Consider the following 18,202-nt stretch of genomic DNA (forward strand, 5'->3'; position numbering starts at 1 on the left):
CAACCTTGTTCCCGCGCGGCGCGGCCGCGGACCGGTCGGTCAGGGGTCGGGGCCGACGAGGAGCCGGCGTCCGGGGCCTGGTTCGCGCCGGCCCCGTCGGGGCCGAGGCGTCACCCGAGGTCGAGGACCCGGTGCCGCCGCTGCTGCCGGTACTGCCCGCGTCGCCGGTCGGGGGTGGGGTGCCGGTGCCCGCGTCGCCGCCCGTACCCCCGGTGCCGCCGGTGCCGGTTCCGGTGCCGCCGTCGGAGGTCGGCGTCGGGGTGGGCGTGGGCGTCGGGGTGCCGGGGCTGGTCGGCGAGGTCACCGGGACCGGCAGCGCGGGGTCGGCGGACCGCGAGGGTGCCGGCGACGGGGCGGCCGGGCCGGTGGCCGGGGCCGTGCCGCGCAGGGGCTGCTCGGAGACGTGCGGGGTGGCCGTCGGCCCGACGGGGGTCGGCGTCGGCCCGTCCGACGGGCGCGCCATGGGCTCCTCGTGCGAGCCGAGCGGCTGGAGGAAGGCCGGGTCGGTGGGCGCGAGCTTGAGGGTGGTCAGGCTGCTGGGTTGGAGGACGACGACCCCGATGACGGAGAGCACGCCGGCGCATGCGGCAGCCGCCACCTGTAGCCCCCTGGCCCGCTGTGAGGTGGCACGTCCCCTGCGATGTCCGTGCACCCCTCCACCCTAAGCGGCCCCCGGAGCAGCCAAAACAACCGAACGGACGATGCGCCGGGGCCGGCGGCGTGATGACCCCGCCGATGGACGAGCGGGCCTCCGGGCGGCCTCGTCACTAGGGTGGAAGCCGCTGCGCCGCCGACCCGGAGGTCCCCCGTGTTCCAGAAGATCCTCGTCGCCAACCGCGGGGAGATCGCCGTCCGGGCGTTCCGCGCCGCCACCGAGCTCGGGGCCAAGACGGTCGCCGTCTTCCCGCACGAGGACCGCACCTCCGAGCACCGGCTCAAGGCCGACGAGTCCTACGAGATCGGCGAGGTCGGCCACCCGGTCCGGGCCTACCTCGACCACGACAACATCGTGCGCGTGGCGGTCGAGTGCGGCGCCGACGCGGTCTACCCCGGCTACGGCTTCCTCTCCGAGAACCCCGACCTCGCCGAGGCCTGCGAGGCCGCCGGCATCACCTTCATCGGTCCGCCGGCCTCGGCCCTGCACCTCGCGGGCAACAAGGCGCGGGCCATCGCCGCCGCCCGTGAGGCCGGGCTGCCGACCCTGCGGGGAGCGGAGCCCACCACCGACCTCGACGCCCTCGCCGCCGCGGCCGACGACATCGGCTTCCCGGTGTTCGTCAAGGCCGTCTCCGGGGGTGGCGGGCGCGGGATGCGGCGGGTCGACGACCCCTCGACCCTGCGCGACTCGCTCGAGGCCGCGCAGCGCGAGGCCGACGCGGCCTTCGGCGACCCCACGCTCTACCTCGAGCAGGCCGTCGTGCGCCCGCGGCACATCGAGGTCCAGGTGCTCGCCGACGGCACCGGCACCGTGCTGCACCTCTTCGAGCGCGACTGCTCGGTGCAGCGGCGTCACCAGAAGGTCGTCGAGATCGCCCCGGCCCCCGACCTCGACCCCGAGCTGCGCGCGCGCATGTGCGCGGACGCCGTGCAGTTCGCCGAGGCCATCGGCTACCGCAACGCCGGCACCGTCGAGTTCCTCCTCGGCGAGGACGGCCGCTACGTCTTCATCGAGATGAACCCGCGCATCCAGGTCGAGCACACGGTCACCGAGGAGGTCACCGACATCGACCTCGTCGTGTCGCAGATGCGGATCGCGAGCGGCGAGACCTTCGAGGACCTCGGCCTGCGCCAGGAGGACATCCGCACCCGGGGAGCCGCCCTCCAGTGCCGCATCACCACCGAGGACCCCGCGAACGGCTTCCGCCCGGACGCCGGCCAGATCACCGTCTACCGCTCCGCCGGCGGCGGTGGCGTGCGGCTCGACGGCGGCACCGTGTTCGTCGGCGCCCAGGTCAGCCCGCACTTCGACTCGATGCTCGTCAAGCTCACCTGCCGCGGCAGCGACTTCGAGACGGCCGTGCGCCGTGCGCGAAGGGCGTTGGCGGAGTTCCGCATCCGCGGGGTGTCGACGAACATCCCGTTCCTCGAGGCGGTGCTCGCCGACCCAGTGTTCCAGCGCGGGGAGGCGACGACGAGCTTCATCGACGAGCGCCCCGAGCTGCTCGAGGCCCGGATGGGCGGCGACCGCGGCACCCGGCTGCTCCAGTACCTCGCCGACGTCTCGGTCAACCAGCCGCACGGCCCGGTGACGACCCGGCTCAAGCCGCGCACCAAGCTGCCCGCCCTCGACCGCGAGGCCCCCCTGCCGCCCGGCACGCGCGACCTGCTGCAGCGGGTGGGCCCGGCCGAGTTCGCCCGGCAGCTGCGCGAGCGCACCGACGTCCCGGTCACCGACACGACCTTCCGCGACGCCCACCAGAGCCTGCTCGCGACCCGGATGCGCACCCGCGACCTGCTCCACGTCGCCGGGCACGTCTCGCGCACCACCCCGCAGCTGCTCTCGATGGAGGCCTGGGGCGGCGCGACCTACGACGTCGCGCTGCGCTTCCTCCACGAGGACCCCTGGGAGCGCCTCGCCCTGCTGCGCGAGGCGATGCCGAACATCCCGCTCCAGATGCTCCTGCGCGGGCGCAACACCGTCGGCTACACGCCGTACCCGACGAAGGTCACCGACGCCTTCGTCCACGAGGCCGCCCGCACCGGGCTCGACATCTTCCGCATCTTCGACTCGCTCAACGACGTCTCCCAGATGCGGCCCGCCGTCGACGCCGTCCTCGACACCGGAACCGCCGTCGCCGAGGTCGCCCTCTGCTACACCGGCAACCTCATGGACCCCGGCGAGACCCTGTACACGCTCGACTACTACCTGCGCCTCGCCGAGCAGATCGTCGACACCGGGGCGCACGTGCTGGCCATCAAGGACATGGCCGGCCTGCTACGGGCCCCCGCCGCCCACCGCCTCGTCACCGCGCTGCGCGAGAACTTCGACCTGCCGGTGCACCTGCACACGCACGACACGGCCGGCGGCCAGGTCGGCACGCTGCTCGCGGCCATCGACGCCGGGGTCGACGCCGTCGACGCGGCGACCGCGACGATGTCGGGCACGACGAGCCAGCCGAGCCTGTCGGCCCTCGTCGCCGCCACCGACGGCACCGCCCGCGAGACCGGCCTCGACATCGACGCCGTCTTCGCCCTCGAGCCGTACTGGGAGGCCGTGCGCCGGATCTACCGTCCGTTCGAGTCCGGGCTGGCCTCCCCCACCGGGCGCGTGTACTTCCACGAGATCCCCGGCGGCCAGCTGTCCAACCTGCGCCAGCAGGCCATCGCGCTCGGGCTCGGCGACCGGTTCGAGGACGTCGAGGACATGTACGCGGCGGCCAACCGCATCCTCGGCAACATCGTCAAGGTCACGCCGTCGAGCAAGGTCGTCGGCGACCTCGCGCTCGCGCTCGTCGGGGCGGGCGCCGACCCCGACGACTTCGAGCAGAACCCGACCCGCTACGACGTGCCCGACTCGGTGCTGGGCTTCCTCGCCGGCGAGCTCGGCGACCCGCCCGGCGGATGGCCCGAGCCGTTCCGCACCAAGGCCCTCCAGGGGCGGCAGGCCAAGCCCCGCGTCACCGAGCTCACCGACGAGCAGGAGGCCGCCCTCGTCACCGACACCCGGCGCACGCTCAACCAGCTGCTCTTCCCGGGACCGACGAGGGAGTTCGAGGAGACCCGCGACGTCTACGGCGACCTGTCGGTGCTCGGCACCATCGAGTTCCTCCACGGCCTCGAGCAGGGCGTCGAGTACGAGGCGGAGATCGAGGCCGGCAAGCGGCTGCTGCTCGGCATCAGCTCGGTCGGCGAGGTCGACCGGCAGGGTATGCGGGTGGTCATGTGCACGCTCAACGGCCAGTTCCGGCCGGTCCAGGTGCGCGACCGGTCCGTCGAGGCCGAGACCAAGGCCGCCGAGAAGGCCGACCCGTCCGACCCCGGCCACGTCGCCGCCCCGTTCGCCGGGGTCGTCACCCCGACGGTCGCGGAGGGCGACACCGTCGAGCCCGGTGGGGTCGTCGCGACGATCGAGGCGATGAAGATGGAGGCCAGCATCACCTCGGCCACCGGCGGCACGGTCCGGCGGCTGGCCATCGTCGGGCACCAGCAGGTCGAGGGTGGCGACCTCGTCCTCGTCGTCGGGCAGGGTGCGCCGGCCCCCGCGGGCGAGGCCGAGGCCGCGGACTGACCCCGTCCCACCTGCGACGTCGAATGTTCGTCGAAAGTTCTCCGTCGCTAACGGCCCATCGCGCCGACGGGGTGCCTACGGTGGAGGAGTCATCGCGGCAGGGCCCCGACCGGGCCGCCGCGTCACCAGCGAAGGGAGCACGCCATGGGCCTCGGCGACAAGATCGAGAACATCAAGGACGACCTGACGGGCAAGGGCAAGGAGGCCGCCGGCAAGGCGACCGACAACGAGCGCCTCGAGGCCGAGGGCAAGGGCGAGCAGGCCACGTCCGACCTCAAGCAGGCCGGCGAGAACGTCAAGGACGCCTTCAAGCACTGACCCCGGACCACCCGGCTCCGTCGGGGAACCACGACGGGCCGCCCCCACCAGGGGGCGGCCCGTCCGTCGTGCTCACCAGCTGCCGCCGGAGGACCCTCCCCCACCGCCCCGGAGAATCCCCCGCCCCCGCTGAAGCCCGAGGAGCCGGACGAGCCCGGCGTCGAGACGAAGGTGCCGGCGGCCACGGTGGAGAACGAGTCCATGCTCGAGGCGACGTCGTGGAAGCCGCCGTCGCCCCACGACCCGGCGTACCAGAGCGGCGGGGTGATGACGTGCCCGGCCGCCGCGGCCGCCGACGCCACCTCCTCGAAGACCGAGGCCCAGCGGTCGGCGAGGCCGAAGACGATGGCGTACGGGAGGAACCGGCTGAAGACGTCCTGCGCCTCCTCCCACCGGATCTGGCCGGCCTCGGCCGTCGCGAGGTAGCGCTCGAAGCCGCGTGACTGCGCCAGCACCGCCGAGCCCTCCGCGGTGCGCGCCGCCATCCGCCGGCCCAGCGACCGGGTGACGAGGCCGGCGACGCCGAGCCCGCCGCCCAGCACCCACAGCGGGTTGACCGGGTAGCCGGAGTCGGCGAACAGCGCCGACGCCGGACCGGAGAGGAAGAAGACCGTGACGGCGCCGAGGCCGACGAGGGCGGTGCCGAGGGTGACCCACCCGGAGCGCTGGGCCTCCGGGCTGCGCCGGAACCAGCGCCGCTCGACGACCTCCTCGTACATGAGCCGCTGGACGGCCTCGAGGGTGGGCTTGAACCGGTTCTTCAGCGAGGACAGGGCGGTGGTGCCGGAGCCCGCGAACAGCGCGTCGAGGAGCAGCTGCTCGTAGGGCGCGAGCGGGGTGGCGCCGGCCGGAGGGGCGGTGCGGGTGAGCACCCAGTCGTCGCTGCGCAGCGCGAGGTCCTGGCGGGCCAGGGTGAGATGCCCGCGCACCGCGAGGTCGATGATCGTCGCCGTGACGTCGACGAGCCCGGCCTCCTCGTCGATGATCGTGCCGACCAGCCCCGGCTGGACCCCCGCGGGTGGCGTGAACTGCACCGCGACCGTCGGGGTCGGACCGCCGGTGACGACCACGGCCTGCTCGCCGAGCCCCGGGGAGAGGCCGGGCGTCAGTCCGGCGTACTGCTCGTCGCGGCCGCGGCTCCAGACGAGCAGCCCCATGAGCGACCCGGCCGCGAGCGGCACGAGCAGCCCCGTGCCGATGGTCAGGGCCCCCAGCGTGCGGCTGGCGCCCGGGCTGACGGCGCTGCCGCCCTCGCTCGCGACGTCGCCCTCGCGCAGGTCGGGGGTGAGGTCGCCGAACGCGTCACGGGGGAAGGAGGCGACGACCGACGCGCCCTCCTCGGCCGCGAGGTCGGGGACCTCGTAGGTCGCGGTGGGGCCGGCGGTCGCCGGGCAGGCCGTGGTCGAGCCGTACGGGCCGGAGAAGCAGGCGGCCTTGGTGACGGCGGCCGGGCCGCTCACCTCGGCGCGGACGTCCCTCTGCGGGAACCCGTTCGCGGTGCTGACCACGTCGTAGTAGACCTCGGCCGTGCCGTCACCGATGTCGTTGACGAGGTGGGCCAGCCGGTAGCGCACGACGTACCGCGCGGTGCCGCGAACGGTCTCGGAGGGGCTGCCGATGCGGATGCGGCGGTCGGCGCCGTAGTCCTCGACGGTGATGTCGGTCGGCGCCCCCGACGGCGAGGAGACCTCGATGCCCGAGAGCTCGTAGTACCGGTACTGCGTGTCGCTGTCCTCGTACCCCGCCCGCACCCGGACCAGGCGGTAGATGCCGTGCCGGTCCTCGCCGTCGGGAAGCGCCAGGTGATGTCCTCGGTGACGAGCACCGAGCCGTCGGGCTGCGCCTCGATGCTCGTGTGCAGGCTGTCGGCCTGCTCCTCGGCGACCAGCGAGGTGGCCACCGACCCGCCCCACGCGCCGACCCGCTCGCCCGCTGACGGCCCGGCCGGGAGCGTCTCGGACGGCAGCGCCCAGGCGGGCAGCACCGAGGCGACGAGCAGGCCCAGGACCACGAGGACGGCGGCGGCCAGCCGCCGCCCGCCACGAGCCACGGGGTCAGTCCTCGCCGCGGCGCCGGGCCGCGATGGCCCGGTCGGCCTCCCGGTTGTCCTGGCGCTCGCGCAGGGCCTGGCGCTTGTCGTAGGCCTTCTTGCCCTTGACGACGGCGATCTCGACCTTGGCCCGGCCGTCGAGGAAGTACAGGCTCAGCGGCACGACCGAGTAGCCCGACTCGCGCGTCGCCTGGGCGATCTTGTCGAGCTCGCGGCGGTGCAGCAGTAGCTTGCGCCGGCGCCGGGGGGTGTGGTTGGTCCACGTGCCGCTGACGTACTCGGGGATGTGGACGCCCTCGAGCCACAGCTCGTCGTCGCGGTCGAAGCCGGCCCAGCCGTCGACGAGGGAGGCCCGGCCCATCCGCAGGGCCTTGACCTCGGTGCCCATGAGCACGAGTCCGGCCTCGTAGGTGTCCTCGACGAGGTAGTCGTGGCGCGCCTTGCGGTTGCTCGCCACGAGCTTCTTCCCCGGGTCCCGCCCGCTGTCCTTGGCCACGACAGGGAGGTTACCGTCCGGTCCCGGTGGGCGCGCCGGGGATTCCCGGTGACCGCGTCAGGACAGGGTGTTGAGCCACTTCCGCGGGTTGACGAAGTTGCCGTTCTCGAGGGTCTCGAAGTGCAGGTGGCAGCCGGTGGAGGTGCCGGTGGTGCCGCTGTAGGCGATGAGCTGGCCGCGGCTGACGTGCCCGCCCCCGACGACGATCCGGGAGAGGTGGTTGTACGTGCTCGCCAGCCCGACCCCCCGCTCGAGGCCGTGGTCGATGACGACGCGGTTGCCGTAGCCGCCGCCCCAGCCGGCCGAGATGACCGTGCCGCCGGCCGCCGCGTAGACGGGCGTGCCGCAGTTGACGGCGTAGTCGCGCCCGGAGTGCAGCTTCCAGTAGTGGTAGATCGGGTGGAAGCGCATGCCGAACTCGGAGCTGACCCAGCCGGTGCGGACCGGTCGGCTGAGGACGCCGGCACCGTTGGACGTGCCACCACCGCCACCGCCTCCGCCACCGCCGTTGTGCGGGTGCTTCTTGGCCTCGGCCGCGGCCTTGGCCCGGGCGGCCGCGGCGCGGGCCGCGAGGATCTTCTGGAGGCGGGCGGCCTCGGCCTGCATCGAGGCCAGCTGCTTCTTGTCGGCGGCGAGCTGGTCCTCGTAGCCCTTCGCGGCCTTGGTCTGCGTGGCGGCGAGCGCCTCGAGGTCGGCCTGGGCCTGGACGGCGGCCTGGCGGGCGGCCTGGGCCCGCTTCAGGGCGGCGGCGGCGGCCTTCTGCTTGCGGTCGGAGTCGACGCGCAGCGCCGAGAGGTGGTCCTCGAGCGCGGTGAGGCCGGCCTGCTCGGTCGAGAGCCGCTCCATCGTGCGGTTCTGCACGTCGAGGACGGTGTCGACCATCGCGAGCCGGTCGGCGAAGTCCTGCGGCTCGGTGCTCGAGAGCGCGACGTCGAGCTGGCCGAAGCCCTGCTGCTGGTAGATCTGCGCGGCGAACTGGGCCAGCCGCTTGCGACCCGCGGCGACCTCGTCGGTGGCCTTCTCGAGGTCGCCCTGGGCCTTGCTCTCGTTGGCCTTGGCCACCTCGAGCTGCTGGGTGGCCTCGGCCTCGGCCTGGTCGGCGGCCACCGCGGCCTGCCGGGCCTTGTCGAGCGCGTCGCGCGCGGCGGGCAGCTTGTCCTGGGTGTCCTTGAGGCTCGAGTAGGCCTTGCTCAGGGCCGCGCTCGTGTCCTCGAGGTGGTCCTTGAGGTTGTCGATCTTGCGGTCGACGGTGCGCTTGCGGTCGCCCGGGTCGGTGGCCGCGGGGGCCGACGGCGCGGCGAGGGTGACGGTGACGACGGCGCACAGGAGGGCCGCCAGGGCCCCCATCGCGCGTCGGGGGGCAGCGGCGCGCGCGCGGTCAGGTCGTCCCATGATCACCATTGGTAACACGAACCACAGCGGTTTGCCCACCCGACGGGCGGAAAACCAGCCACACGGGTGACCACGTGCATCAGGAGTCTCTCAGCGCCGAAGCGGCGCCGCAGGTCAGACGCGCAGGTAGCGGCGGAGGGTCACGAGGCTCGTGCCGACGGCGATGAGCACGACGCCGCCGAGCATCCACGGCGCCAGCAGCCAGACGTCCGAGACCCCGATGAAGGCCTGGGAGAGCGCGATCTGGCTGGCGCCCTCGGTGAAGACGTACTTCGTCAAGCCGACGAGCAGCCCGACGGCCAGCGCGACACCGGTGGCCGAGACGATGACCATCTCGGAGACGAACGGCATCCGGATCGTCCAGTTCGAGGCACCGACGAGGCGCATGATGCCGATCTCGCGGCGTCTGATGAACGCCGCCTGCCGGATCGTCGTGGCCATGAGCAGCGCCGCGCACGAGGCCATGAGCGCGGCGAGGAAGACCGCGAAGACGGTGATCCAGTTGATGATCGTGAAGAACTTCGAGAGGACCTTCTCCTGGTCCTGCACGGTGGCGACGCCGGGCGCGTCCTCGAACTGGCTCGTGACGACGGCGTACTTCGTCGGGTCGTCGAGCTGGACCCGCAGGCTCTGCGGGATGTCACCGACCTGGACGTTCCCGGCGATCGGGCTGTTGCGGAACTGCTGCTTGAACCGGTCGTAGGCCTCCTGCTCGGACTCGTAGAAGACCCGCTTGACCTCCGGCAGAGCCTCGAGCTGGGACTGCAGCGCGGCCTTCTGCGCGTCGGTGACCGCCTTGTTCTCGCAGTTGGGCTGCAGCGAGTCGGCGGTGCAGAGGTAGATCGAGACCTGGATCCGGTCGTACCAGTAGCCCTTCATCGTGTCGGCCTGGCGCTGGGCGAGCAGCCCGAGGCCGAGGAGGAACATCGAGACCATCGTCACGAGGACGACCGAGATGGCCATCGAGACGTTGCGCCGGAGGCCGGAGCCGACCTCGGAGGCGAGGAAGCGTGCCTGCATCGTCAGACCCCCTCGCCCGCTCGCTGGTGGTACGAGGCGTCCTGCTCGTCGCGCACGAGCTTCCCGTCGTCGAGCTGGATGACCCGGCGGCGCAGGTCGTTGACGATGTCGTGGTCGTGGGTGGCCATGACGATGGTCGTCCCCGTGCGGTTGATCCGGTCGAGGAGGCGGACGATCTCGAGGCTGATCTTCTGGTCGAGGTTGCCGGTGGGCTCGTCACACAGGAGGATCTGCGGCCGGTTGACGACGGCCCGGGCGATGGCCACGCGCTGCTGCTCACCGCCGGAGAGCTGGTGCGGGAAGCGCTTCTCCTTGCCGGCGAGCCCGACCATCTCGAGGGTCTCGGGGACGAGCTGGCGGATGGCGTGACGCGGCTTGCCGATGACCTGCAGGGCGTAGGCGACGTTCTCGTGGACGGTCTTGTTCGGCAGCAGCCGGAAGTCCTGGAACACCGCGCCCATCTCGCGCCGCAGCCGCGGCACCTGGCGCATGGGCATCGCGTTGAGGTCGTGGCCGGCGACGAGGACCAGCCCCGTCGTCGCGGCCTCCTCGCGCAGGGCGAGGCGCAGCATCGTGGACTTCCCGGAGCCGGAGGGGCCGACGACGAAGACGAACTCGCCGCGGTCGATGTCGACGGAGATGTCGTCGACGGCCGGGCGGCTCGACCTCGGGTAGACCTTCGTGACGTTCTCGAAGCGGATCATGCGGTGGGGCTGGCCTCACGGCTCGGGAGCAGGGACCGCGTGACACGCGGCAGCATCGAGGATAGGTCGGCACGGGGCCGATCCCGGTGAGCGCCCGGACGTCGGCGTTTCCGCTCGCCCGGGCCTGCGCGTCAGGGGGTGCGCAGCACCGGCAGGTCGTCGTCGGTGACCCCGAGGACGTCGCGGAAGGTCGCGCCGAGGGCCCGGGCCGCGACGCGCGCGTCGGCCTCCGGGAGGAACGGGCCCTGCGGCACGTCGTCGGGCCAGAAGCGGACGAAGTCCTCGCCGTCGCCGGCGCTCGGGGCGTGCCAGCCGGCCGCGAGGACGGCGTCGATCTCCTCGCGGGTCCAGGGGAAGCGGCCCCCCAAGCGCTCGGCGCCGACCCAGTGGCCGCGCAGGTGGTCCTCGACGCGCACGAGCCGGGCCGAGGGCACGAGCGGTCGCTTGCGGGCGCCGCCGAGCAGGCGGGTGAGACGTCCGGCACCCGCGGGCCGGGCCCGGCGCGCGTGGGCGGGGGGCGCCGCGACGACGAGCGAGCCCTCCTCGGGCAGGGCGCGCACGGCCGCGACGAGGGCGTCCTCCCACGCGGACCAGGTGGCGGGTCCGGGGGCCGGGGTCGGCTCGGGGGCCGGGGTCGGCTCGGCGGTCATCGCTCAGCCCTCGGCGGCGGCCTTGCCCTGGGCGATCTGCCAGCGGATGCCGGCCTCGATGAAGCCGTCGATGTCGCCGTCGAAGACGCCCGAGGTGTTGCCGACCTCGAAGTTCGTGCGCAGGTCCTTGACCATCTGGTACGGGTGCAGGACGTACGAACGCATCTGCTCGCCCCAGCTGGCCTTGACGTCGCCGGCGAGCTCCTTGCGCTCGGCGGCCTCCTCGGCCTTCTTGAGGAGCAGCAGGCGCGACTGCATGACGCGCAGGGCCGCGGCGCGGTTCTGGATCTGGCTCTTCTCGTTCTGCATCGAGACGACGGTGCCGGTGGGGAGGTGGGTCATCCGGACGGCGGAGTCGGTGGTGTTGACCGACTGGCCGCCGGGCCCGCTCGAGCGGAAGACGTCGATCTTCAGGTCGTTCTCGGGGATCTCGATGGTGTCGGTCTGCTCGATGAGCGGGACGACCTCGACGGCGGCGAAGCTGGTCTGGCGGCGGCCCTGGTTGTCGAACGGGCTGATCCGCACGAGGCGGTGCGTGCCGCCCTCGACGCTGAGGTTGCCGTAGGCGTAGGGCACGTCGACCTCGAAGGTGGCCGACTTCAGGCCCGCTTCCTCGGCGTAGGAGGTGTCGAGGACCTTGACGGGGTAGCCGTGCCGCTCGGCCCAGCGCAGGTACATCCGCATGAGCATCTCGGCGAAGTCGGCGGCGTCGACGCCCCCGGCGCCGGCGCGGATGGTGACGACGGCGGCGCGCTCGTCGTACTCGCCGGCGAGCAGGGTGCGGACCTCGAGCTCGCCGACGGCCTTGCGCACGGTGACGAGCTCCTTCTCGGCCTCGGCGAGGGTTTCGGCGTCGTTCTCCTCCTGGCCCATCTCGACGAGGGCCTCGAGGTCGTCGATGCGCGTGTCCATGCCGGTGACGCGGTCGTGCTCGGCCTTGGCGCGCGAGAGCCCGGAGGTCACCTGCTGGGCGCGCTCCTGGTCGTCCCAGAGGGCGGGGTCGGCGGCCTGCTCCTCGAGCTCGGCGATCTGCTGCTCGAGCTTGGCGAGGTCGGTGACCTCCCGGACCGACGCCATCGTGCTGCGCAGGTCCTTGATCTCCTGGGTGAAGTCGGTGGCCACGAGGGGCAAGCCTACGGGAGCGGCGGGCGGCCGGCGTCAGCCCCGGGTGCCCTCAGGCCCGGCGCATCGCGGCGCGCGTGGCCTTGTCGGGCAGCTCGGTGGCGCCGACGAGCGACATGGCCCCCCGGAGCCTGGCCTTGACCGCCCGCTTCGTCAGGGCGCGAGCCGCTGCCGCGTCGGGGAGTCCGGCCGCCTGGTAGAGGGTGATGACCGCTGCCTTCTGCTCGCGGGCCAGCCAGGCGGCGGCTCCTGCCCACTCGTGCAGGGGCGGGTGGGCCACGCGGGTCCGGCGCGCGAGGGCCGTCGCCCGGACGGGGTCGGCGAGCGCCGTGGCGAGGTCGGCGGGCTCCGGGTAGGCGGCCGCGACGACGGCCGTGACCTTCCCGAAGCAGGCGACGCCGTCGTACTTCGTGGCGGGCCTCCACTCCGCGCGCAGGGTGGCGAGGGGGTCGGTGTCGGCGACGAGCTCGAGGAACGGGTCGTCGAGCAGGGTGGCGCGCCAGGACGCCCGACCACCCGCTGCCCGGACGAGGTCGACGCAGGCAGTGGCCAGGTGCTCCGCGGCCTGCACCTGTCGTGGGTCGGCGGCGGCCGCGGCGTGCTCGACGGCCAGGCCGCAGGCCGCGGTGAACTGGACGGCTCGGTCCGCGACGACGACGTCGGAGGCCACGAGAGGCGGCCGGCCGTTCCCGGCGAGCAGGCGAAGGCCCCGACGGGCGGTGCGCGCGTTGGCCACGAGGTGCCGTGCGAGGGCCAGGTCTGCCTCACGGACGTCCCGACGAGCCAGCCCCTCCAGCCGCTTGAGGTCGGCGTCCACCGCACGGAAGGCGCGCCGGGCGGAGGGGGTGGTCAGACCGGCCCAGGTCGGCGTGCCGTCCCCGGCCAGCTGGAGGTTGGCCCGGGCTGCCGCACGCAACCACCAGAGCCGCCACCGCAGCGGTGACGGCGGGGTCTTCCTCTTCCGGGGCTCGGGGAGTCGGCTGACGTCAGGGTCGACCGGCAGCAGGGATCCATCGCCCCGGTCGGGCGCGTGGTCCAGCGTCTTGAGCTTCGCGTCGAGCCGGTCGAGGACGCGGATGAGCTGCGCCGCCTCGCGCGGGCCGGGATAGCTCCGCAGGCGCGCGGCCGCGGCGCCGTGCTGCGCCGTGAGGTTGCCGCGGTCGAGATCGATGGCGGCCTCGTACAGCTCGCGGGCCGCGGCGATCTCCTCGTCCTCGAGCCGGCGAGCGGCGACGACGCAGAGGGCGAGCGACATCGGGTCGCTCGCCCCGTAGAGACGGGCCTTCGCAGCTTCCCGGGACGTGACCCGCTCGACGAGGACGACGGCGGCGACGGCCGTGGCCACGTCGCGGGCGCTGCTCGCCAGCTCGTCCGCGGTGGGGGTCGTCGCGTCGAGGCAGAAGACGTGCCCGTCGACGGCGCGGGTCCTCGCCACGCGCTGCCCGGACCAGAGGGCGACGACGGCGGAGACCGGCTTGCCCTTCTCGCCGGTGAGGACGACGCGCACGGTGTCGGAGACGCGGAGCCGGACGAGGTTCCACACCGTCAGCACGAGCTTCGCGAGGGCGTTCGAGGTGGCCGCGGAGAGTGCCGCGGTCAGACCGCTGTTCGCGACGTCGGTCCCCTGCGGCACGAAAGCGCCCGCCGACCGGTCGGCGCCGAGCACTCCGATCTCGTCGACGACGCGCGCCGCGAAACCCTCGGTCGACGTGCCCGTGACCTCGATGGTCACGGGCATCCGGTCGCGCTGGACGTTGGCGGCGACCCATCCGAGCAGGGCAGCGAGGGCGCAGGTGAGGACGAGGGCCAGGACCGTCGCCGTTCCGCGGGTGGGCCATCCGCCGTCCCAGGGCGTCACGGCGTCCCACCACTCCCCCAGCCGATGGGTGGTGCGGGGGCTCGAGCGGAGCACGACGAGCGCGACGGCGCCGAGCAGCACGGCCGTGGCCGCGAGGGCCAGGGAGGTGCGGCGCATCCGGACCCGCCAGCGAAGCCAGACCGAGACCCAGGCGCCGACCGCGAACGAGAGCGCGAGCAGCAGCAGGGTCGGCAGCAGGTCCTTGCCGACGCTGTCGGTGACGACGGTGGCCGGGTCGGCCTGCTCGGCCTCCGTGAGCGCGACGAGGCCCTGTTCCCGGCACTTCTTCGCTGCCTCGACGTCCTCGAGGGCGTCGTACACCGCCTGCGCCCGGGCGAACTCGCCGCGAGCGGTGGCCCGTTCGGCGGCGGCGCAGAGTGTCGGTTGCGCCGGGGTCTTCGCCGTCCCCACGAGCGCGGTGGCCTCGGCGTTGTCGCCGTCGAGGGTGTGGGCGGCCGACGCCAGCAACGCCTTGGTCGTCGGGTCGGCGGTCGTCTTGGCGCGGGCCACGAGGTTGCTCGCCGCCTCGCGCCGGGTCCGGCTCTGCGCGATCGCCTCCGGGCAGGCGCGATCTGCGTCGACCTCGGGGGAAGGACCCTTCCCTCCGTCCAGCGCCGCCGCGATGGTCGTCGCGTCGTCCAGGTCGCCGGTGGCCACGAGGGCGGCGACGACGGCGCAGCCGGCAGGATCGGCGGTCGGGACTGCGCCTGTGGCGGCGACCGGCGCGGAGAGGGTGAGCAGCGCCGCACACGCCACTGCCGCCGCCAGCCGGTGCTCGACCCCCCAACCCATGGGCCCGAGTATCGAGTGCGGCGAGGGGCCCGGTCCATAGTCCGACCGGGCCCCTCACCAGCGCGTTCGTCCGCTAGACGACGAGACCGACGAGCAGCACGACGACCAGGCCGGTCACCGACAGCAGGGTCTCCATCGCCGACCACGACTTGATGGTCTGGCCGACGCTCAGGCCGAAGTACTCCTTGACGAGCCAGAAGCCGGCGTCGTTGACGTGGCTGAAGAACACCGAGCCGGCACCGATGGCGAGGACGAGCAGCGAGACCTCGGCGGCCGGCAGACCGGCGGCGATCGGGGCGAGGATGCCCGAGGCGGTGACGGTGGCCACCGTGGCCGAGCCGGTCGCGAGCCGGATGAGGACGGCGACGACCCAGGCCAGCAGCAGCACCGAGATGCCGCTCGTGCGCACCCAGTCGGCGACGAGCTCGCCGATGCCGGTGTCGACGAGGGTCTGCTTGAAGCCACCGCCGGCGGCGACGATGAGCAGGATGCCGGCGATCGGCGGGAGGGAGGACTCCAGGCTCTTGCCCATCTCCTTCATGCCCATGCCGGCGCCGCGGCCGAGGGTGGCCATCCCGACGAAGACGGCGATGAGCAGGGCGATGACCGGCGTCCCGATGAAGTCGAGCACGGTCCGGACGGGGGTGTCCTCGGCGGCGAAGATGTCGGCGAGCGCCTTGCCCATCATCAGGACGACGGGGGTGAGGACGGCGAACAGGGTGGTGCCGAACGACGGTCGGCGCGAACGGGACTCGCGCTGGTCCTCGTCGGTGTCGAACATGTGCGGCGCGGGGACGTCGACCCAGCGGCCGGCGACCTTGGCGAACAGCGGGCCGGCGACGGCGATGGTCGGGAGGGCCACGAGGACGCCGAGGCCGAGGGTGATGCCGAGGTTGGCCTTGAGCGCGTCGATGGCCACGAGCGGGCCGGGGTGCGGCGGCACGAGACCGTGCATCGCCGAGAGGCCTGCGAGCGCCGGGATGCCGACCTTGACGATGGAGACCTGGGCACGCCGGGCGACGAGGAAGATCACCGGCATCAGGAGGACGAGGCCGATCTCGAAGAACATCGGCAGGCCGATGAGCGCGCCGACGCCGGCCATCGCCCACGGCAGCGTCCGCGGGGAGGAGCGTCCGATGAGGGTGTCGACGATCTCGTCGGCGCCCCGGAGTCGGCGAGCAGCTTGCCGAACATCGCACCAAGGGCGATCAGCGTGCCGACGCCCGCGGCGGTCGAGCCGAAGCCCTTGGTGAACGAGTCGACGACGTCGGCCATCTGCACCCCGGCGACGGCGCCGACGGTCAGGGAGCCGAGGGTCAGGCCGAGGAACGGGTGGATCTTGAACTTCGTGATGAGCACGACGATGACGGCGATGCCGAGCAGGGCCGCCGGCACCAGGCGGCTCGCCGGGATCGCGGCGGCGGCCTCGTCGGCGGCCCCGAGGGCCGGGAACAACAGGCTGGACAGGTCGGTCATCGGAGGGTTCCGTCCTTCGGGGCGAGGGTGTGCAGGGACTGCTCGACGAGCTCGTCGACGGGGGCGCTGACGTCGAGGACGGCGCCGGTCTCGTCGGGCTCGAGCGGCTCGAGGGTGGCGAACTGGCTGTCGACGAGGGCGCTCGGCATGAAGTGGCCGGGGCGTCCCTCGACGCGGGCGGCGATGACGTCGCGGTCGCCGTGGAGGTGGAGGAAGAAGGCGTGCGTCGCGTGCTCGCGCAGGACGTCGCGGTAGGGTCGCCGCAGGGCCGAGCAGGAGACCACTCCCCCGCCGGCCGTGTGCTCGTCGAGCCAGGCGGCGATGGTCCGCAGCCAGGGGGCGCGGTCCTCGTCGGTCAGGGGCACGCCGGCGGCCATCTTCGTGACGTTCTCCGGCGGGTGGAAGTCGTCGGCGTCGGCGAACGGCACCCGGAGACGTTGGGCCAGCGCAGCACCCACGGTGGTCTTCCCGGATCCGGACACCCCCATGACGACGACGAGGGGCGGTGAGGTGGTGGTCATGCTGCGCGACTCCTGTGTCGGCGGGCCCTCGGCGGTGAGAGGCGGTCGTCGATCAGGATGGAGCATTACGTCCGATTTATCAAGAGGAGAGCGCAAGAAACTCCGAGTACATCGGAGGGGTGCCGCGATACGTCGGCGTCTGGCACGCTGTGGCCATGACCTCCACCCCGCCCGCCGACGGGCCGTCGCGCACCCCCGGGGTGGGGCTGCACGGCGACGTGCTCGACGTGCTCGGGGCCGAGATCGTGTCCGGCGCGGCACCGGTCGGCTCGGTGCTGCGCATCGACCGGCTCGACGAGCGCTTCGGCGTCTCCCGCTCGGTGGTCCGCGAGGCCGTCCGGGTCCTGTCGTCGATGGGGCTGGTCGAGACGCGCCGCCGCGTGGGGGTGATGGTGCGCCCGCGCACCGAGTGGAACGTCTTCGACCCCCGGGTCATCCGATGGCGGCTCGACGGCCCCGGTCGCGAAGAGCAGCTGCTCTCACTCGGCGAGCTGCGGCGCGGGTTCGAGCCCGTGGCAGCGGGTCTGGCCGCCGAACGCGCCACCGGCGAGCAGTGCGCGCGGATGGCGGCCGCCGTCATGGAGATGCAGGTGCAGGCTCGCGCCCGCGACCTCGAGGCCTACCTCGCCGCCGACCAGGTCTTCCACGCGACGATGCTCGAGGCGTCCGGCAACGAGATGCTCGCCGCCCTCGCCGGGGTGGTCGGCGAGGTGCTCGCCGGGCGGACCCACCACGACCTCATGCCGGCGCGCCCCCGCCAGGTCGCCATCCGGCTGCACTCCGACGTGGCCCAGGCCATCGGGGCCGGTGACGCCGTGGCGGCGACCGCCGCCATGACGGCGATCATCGACGAGGCGAGCGCCGCGGTGCGCTCGGCCGCCGACGACGCCTGAGGCTCCTGCCCGCCGGTGTCGTGGCGGCCCGGCCGGGGAGTCCCGGACGATTTCTCAAGGGCGTGTATCAGGACGCCCCCGGCACCACTCTTCTCGTGCGACGGCCCGGACAGGGCCGGTCGGCACGAGGTGGCCTCTGGCGGGGTTCGTGTGCCGACGCGGTCCGAAGGGGCAGGCGCGCAGGGGCGCCGGCGTCCGGGGCGGTGGGGCGATCGGGAGCAGGGCCCGGTCGCCCCACGACCACGTCCGGGGGCGTTTGCGATCGGCCGTCCGGGCTCAGTCGAGCGGGAGCACGCGGTGGCTCCGCCCTGAGCTGCGATAGGAGAGCACGGAGCGTCGGCTCTGCGCCGAGAGCAGGCTGGCGTCGCTCTGGTGGCTCAGGGCCGAGAAGCGCGACATGTTGGACAGCGCCGACAGCAGGCTCATCGAGGACCCGATGCTGAACGCGGACGCGAACGAGCCGATGCTGGCGACCGACAGGACCGAGCCGATGCTGCCGATCGACAGCACCGAGCCGCGCGAGCCGATGGACAGGAAGCTGTCGGTCGAGGCGATGCACCACTTGCCACGCAGGGCCTTCGGGACGTCGCTCATGGCGGCGACGCTACGCGCGGCGGCCGCCGCGCGGAACCCCGCGGCACCTTCCCCGGGGAGCGTTCACCGGGTGATGACCCGGTCGGCC

At 73.3% G+C, this 18,202-nt stretch carries 12 protein-coding genes and 2 pseudogenes; 3 read left to right on the forward strand and 11 right to left on the reverse strand.

Annotation, left to right across the window (positions count from 1 at the left end; all coding sequences use genetic code 11):
- Positions 1-808 precede the first annotated feature (808 nt).
- Together G7075_RS09965 and G7075_RS09970 are read left to right on the forward strand one after the other, a co-directional pair.
- Entirely contained in the window at positions 809-4,228 is a 3,420-nt protein-coding gene (locus G7075_RS09965; RefSeq protein WP_166121472.1) for a pyruvate carboxylase, read from the forward strand.
- Positions 4,229-4,372: 144 nt separating this feature from the next.
- Complete coding sequence (locus G7075_RS09970) at positions 4,373-4,546, forward strand: CsbD family protein (protein ID WP_166121474.1); 174 nt, start codon at positions 4,373-4,375, stop codon at positions 4,544-4,546.
- 371 nt (positions 4,547-4,917) lie between these two features.
- Here G7075_RS09970 and G7075_RS09975 read toward each other — a convergent pair.
- The 10 genes and pseudogenes from G7075_RS09975 to G7075_RS10020 form a co-directional block, all read right to left on the reverse strand.
- Positions 4,918-6,459 (reverse strand): annotated as a pseudogene (locus tag G7075_RS09975) (DUF2207 domain-containing protein); the annotation flags it as partial.
- Between the two features lie 141 nt (positions 6,460-6,600).
- A complete protein-coding gene (smpB, locus tag G7075_RS09980) occupies positions 6,601-7,092 on the reverse strand; it encodes an SsrA-binding protein SmpB (RefSeq protein WP_166121476.1) in 492 nt (163 codons plus the stop codon).
- Positions 7,093-7,149: 57 nt separating this feature from the next.
- Complete coding sequence (locus tag G7075_RS09985) at positions 7,150-8,484, reverse strand: M23 family metallopeptidase (protein WP_166121478.1); 1,335 nt, start codon at positions 8,482-8,484, stop codon at positions 7,150-7,152.
- A gap of 114 nt (positions 8,485-8,598) precedes the next feature.
- Positions 8,599-9,504: a permease-like cell division protein FtsX gene (gene ftsX, locus G7075_RS09990; protein WP_166121480.1), complete on the reverse strand. Its 906-nt coding sequence runs from the start codon at positions 9,502-9,504 to the stop codon at positions 8,599-8,601.
- Between the two features lie 2 nt (positions 9,505-9,506).
- Positions 9,507-10,208, reverse strand: a complete 702-nt coding sequence (gene ftsE, locus G7075_RS09995) for a cell division ATP-binding protein FtsE (protein WP_166121482.1) — start codon at positions 10,206-10,208, stop codon at positions 9,507-9,509.
- Between the two features lie 131 nt (positions 10,209-10,339).
- A complete protein-coding gene (locus tag G7075_RS10000) occupies positions 10,340-10,858 on the reverse strand; it encodes a hypothetical protein (protein WP_166121484.1) in 519 nt (172 codons plus the stop codon).
- A gap of 3 nt (positions 10,859-10,861) precedes the next feature.
- Positions 10,862-11,980 carry a peptide chain release factor 2 gene (gene prfB / locus G7075_RS10005; RefSeq protein WP_166121486.1) on the reverse strand — a complete coding sequence of 373 codons (1,119 nt, stop codon included), beginning with the start codon at positions 11,978-11,980 and terminating at the stop codon, positions 10,862-10,864.
- Positions 11,981-12,032: 52 nt separating this feature from the next.
- A complete protein-coding gene (locus tag G7075_RS10010; protein ID WP_166121488.1) occupies positions 12,033-14,630 on the reverse strand; it encodes a hypothetical protein in 2,598 nt (865 codons plus the stop codon).
- A gap of 73 nt (positions 14,631-14,703) precedes the next feature.
- Positions 14,704-16,106: pseudogene (locus G7075_RS10015) on the reverse strand (GntP family permease).
- Positions 16,103-16,627: a gluconokinase gene (locus G7075_RS10020; RefSeq protein WP_205860468.1), complete on the reverse strand. Its 525-nt coding sequence runs from the start codon at positions 16,625-16,627 to the stop codon at positions 16,103-16,105. Before G7075_RS10020 ends, G7075_RS10015 begins: the two are co-directional and overlap by 4 nt.
- A gap of 155 nt (positions 16,628-16,782) precedes the next feature.
- On the opposite strand from G7075_RS10020, the gene G7075_RS10025 reads away from it, so the two are divergent.
- Positions 16,783-17,520 (forward strand): FadR/GntR family transcriptional regulator, encoded by a 738-nt coding sequence (locus G7075_RS10025; RefSeq protein WP_166121490.1) that lies wholly within the window; start codon positions 16,783-16,785, stop codon positions 17,518-17,520.
- Positions 17,521-17,796: 276 nt separating this feature from the next.
- Here the strand turns inward: G7075_RS10025 and G7075_RS10030 are convergent, their stop codons facing one another.
- Positions 17,797-18,114, reverse strand: coding sequence for a hypothetical protein (locus tag G7075_RS10030; RefSeq protein WP_166121492.1), 318 nt, complete (start codon positions 18,112-18,114; stop codon positions 17,797-17,799).
- Between the last annotated feature and the right edge of the window lie 88 nt (positions 18,115-18,202).

Source organism: Phycicoccus sp. HDW14, assembly GCF_011383005.1.
Classification (GTDB): Bacteria; Actinomycetota; Actinomycetes; order Actinomycetales; family Dermatophilaceae; genus Phycicoccus.

Excerpts from the sequence above, each read along its gene's own strand:
- G7075_RS09970 (WP_166121474.1), top strand. The coding sequence starts at position 4,373 with ATGGGCCTCGGCGACAAGATCGAGAACATCAAGGACGACCTGACGGGC.
- G7075_RS09985 (WP_166121478.1), bottom strand. The coding sequence starts at position 8,484 with ATGGGACGACCTGACCGCGCGCGCGCCGCTGCCCCCCGACGCGCGATG.
- ftsX (WP_166121480.1), bottom strand. The coding sequence starts at position 9,504 with ATGCAGGCACGCTTCCTCGCCTCCGAGGTCGGCTCCGGCCTCCGGCGC.
- ftsE (WP_166121482.1), bottom strand. The coding sequence starts at position 10,208 with ATGATCCGCTTCGAGAACGTCACGAAGGTCTACCCGAGGTCGAGCCGC.
- G7075_RS10000 (WP_166121484.1), bottom strand. The coding sequence starts at position 10,858 with ATGACCGCCGAGCCGACCCCGGCCCCCGAGCCGACCCCGGCCCCCGGA.
- G7075_RS10010 (WP_166121488.1), bottom strand. The coding sequence starts at position 14,630 with ATGGGTTGGGGGGTCGAGCACCGGCTGGCGGCGGCAGTGGCGTGTGCG.
- G7075_RS10020 (WP_205860468.1), bottom strand. The coding sequence starts at position 16,627 with ATGACCACCACCTCACCGCCCCTCGTCGTCGTCATGGGGGTGTCCGGA.
- G7075_RS10025 (WP_166121490.1), top strand. The coding sequence starts at position 16,783 with ATGACCTCCACCCCGCCCGCCGACGGGCCGTCGCGCACCCCCGGGGTG.
- G7075_RS10030 (WP_166121492.1), bottom strand. The coding sequence starts at position 18,114 with ATGAGCGACGTCCCGAAGGCCCTGCGTGGCAAGTGGTGCATCGCCTCG.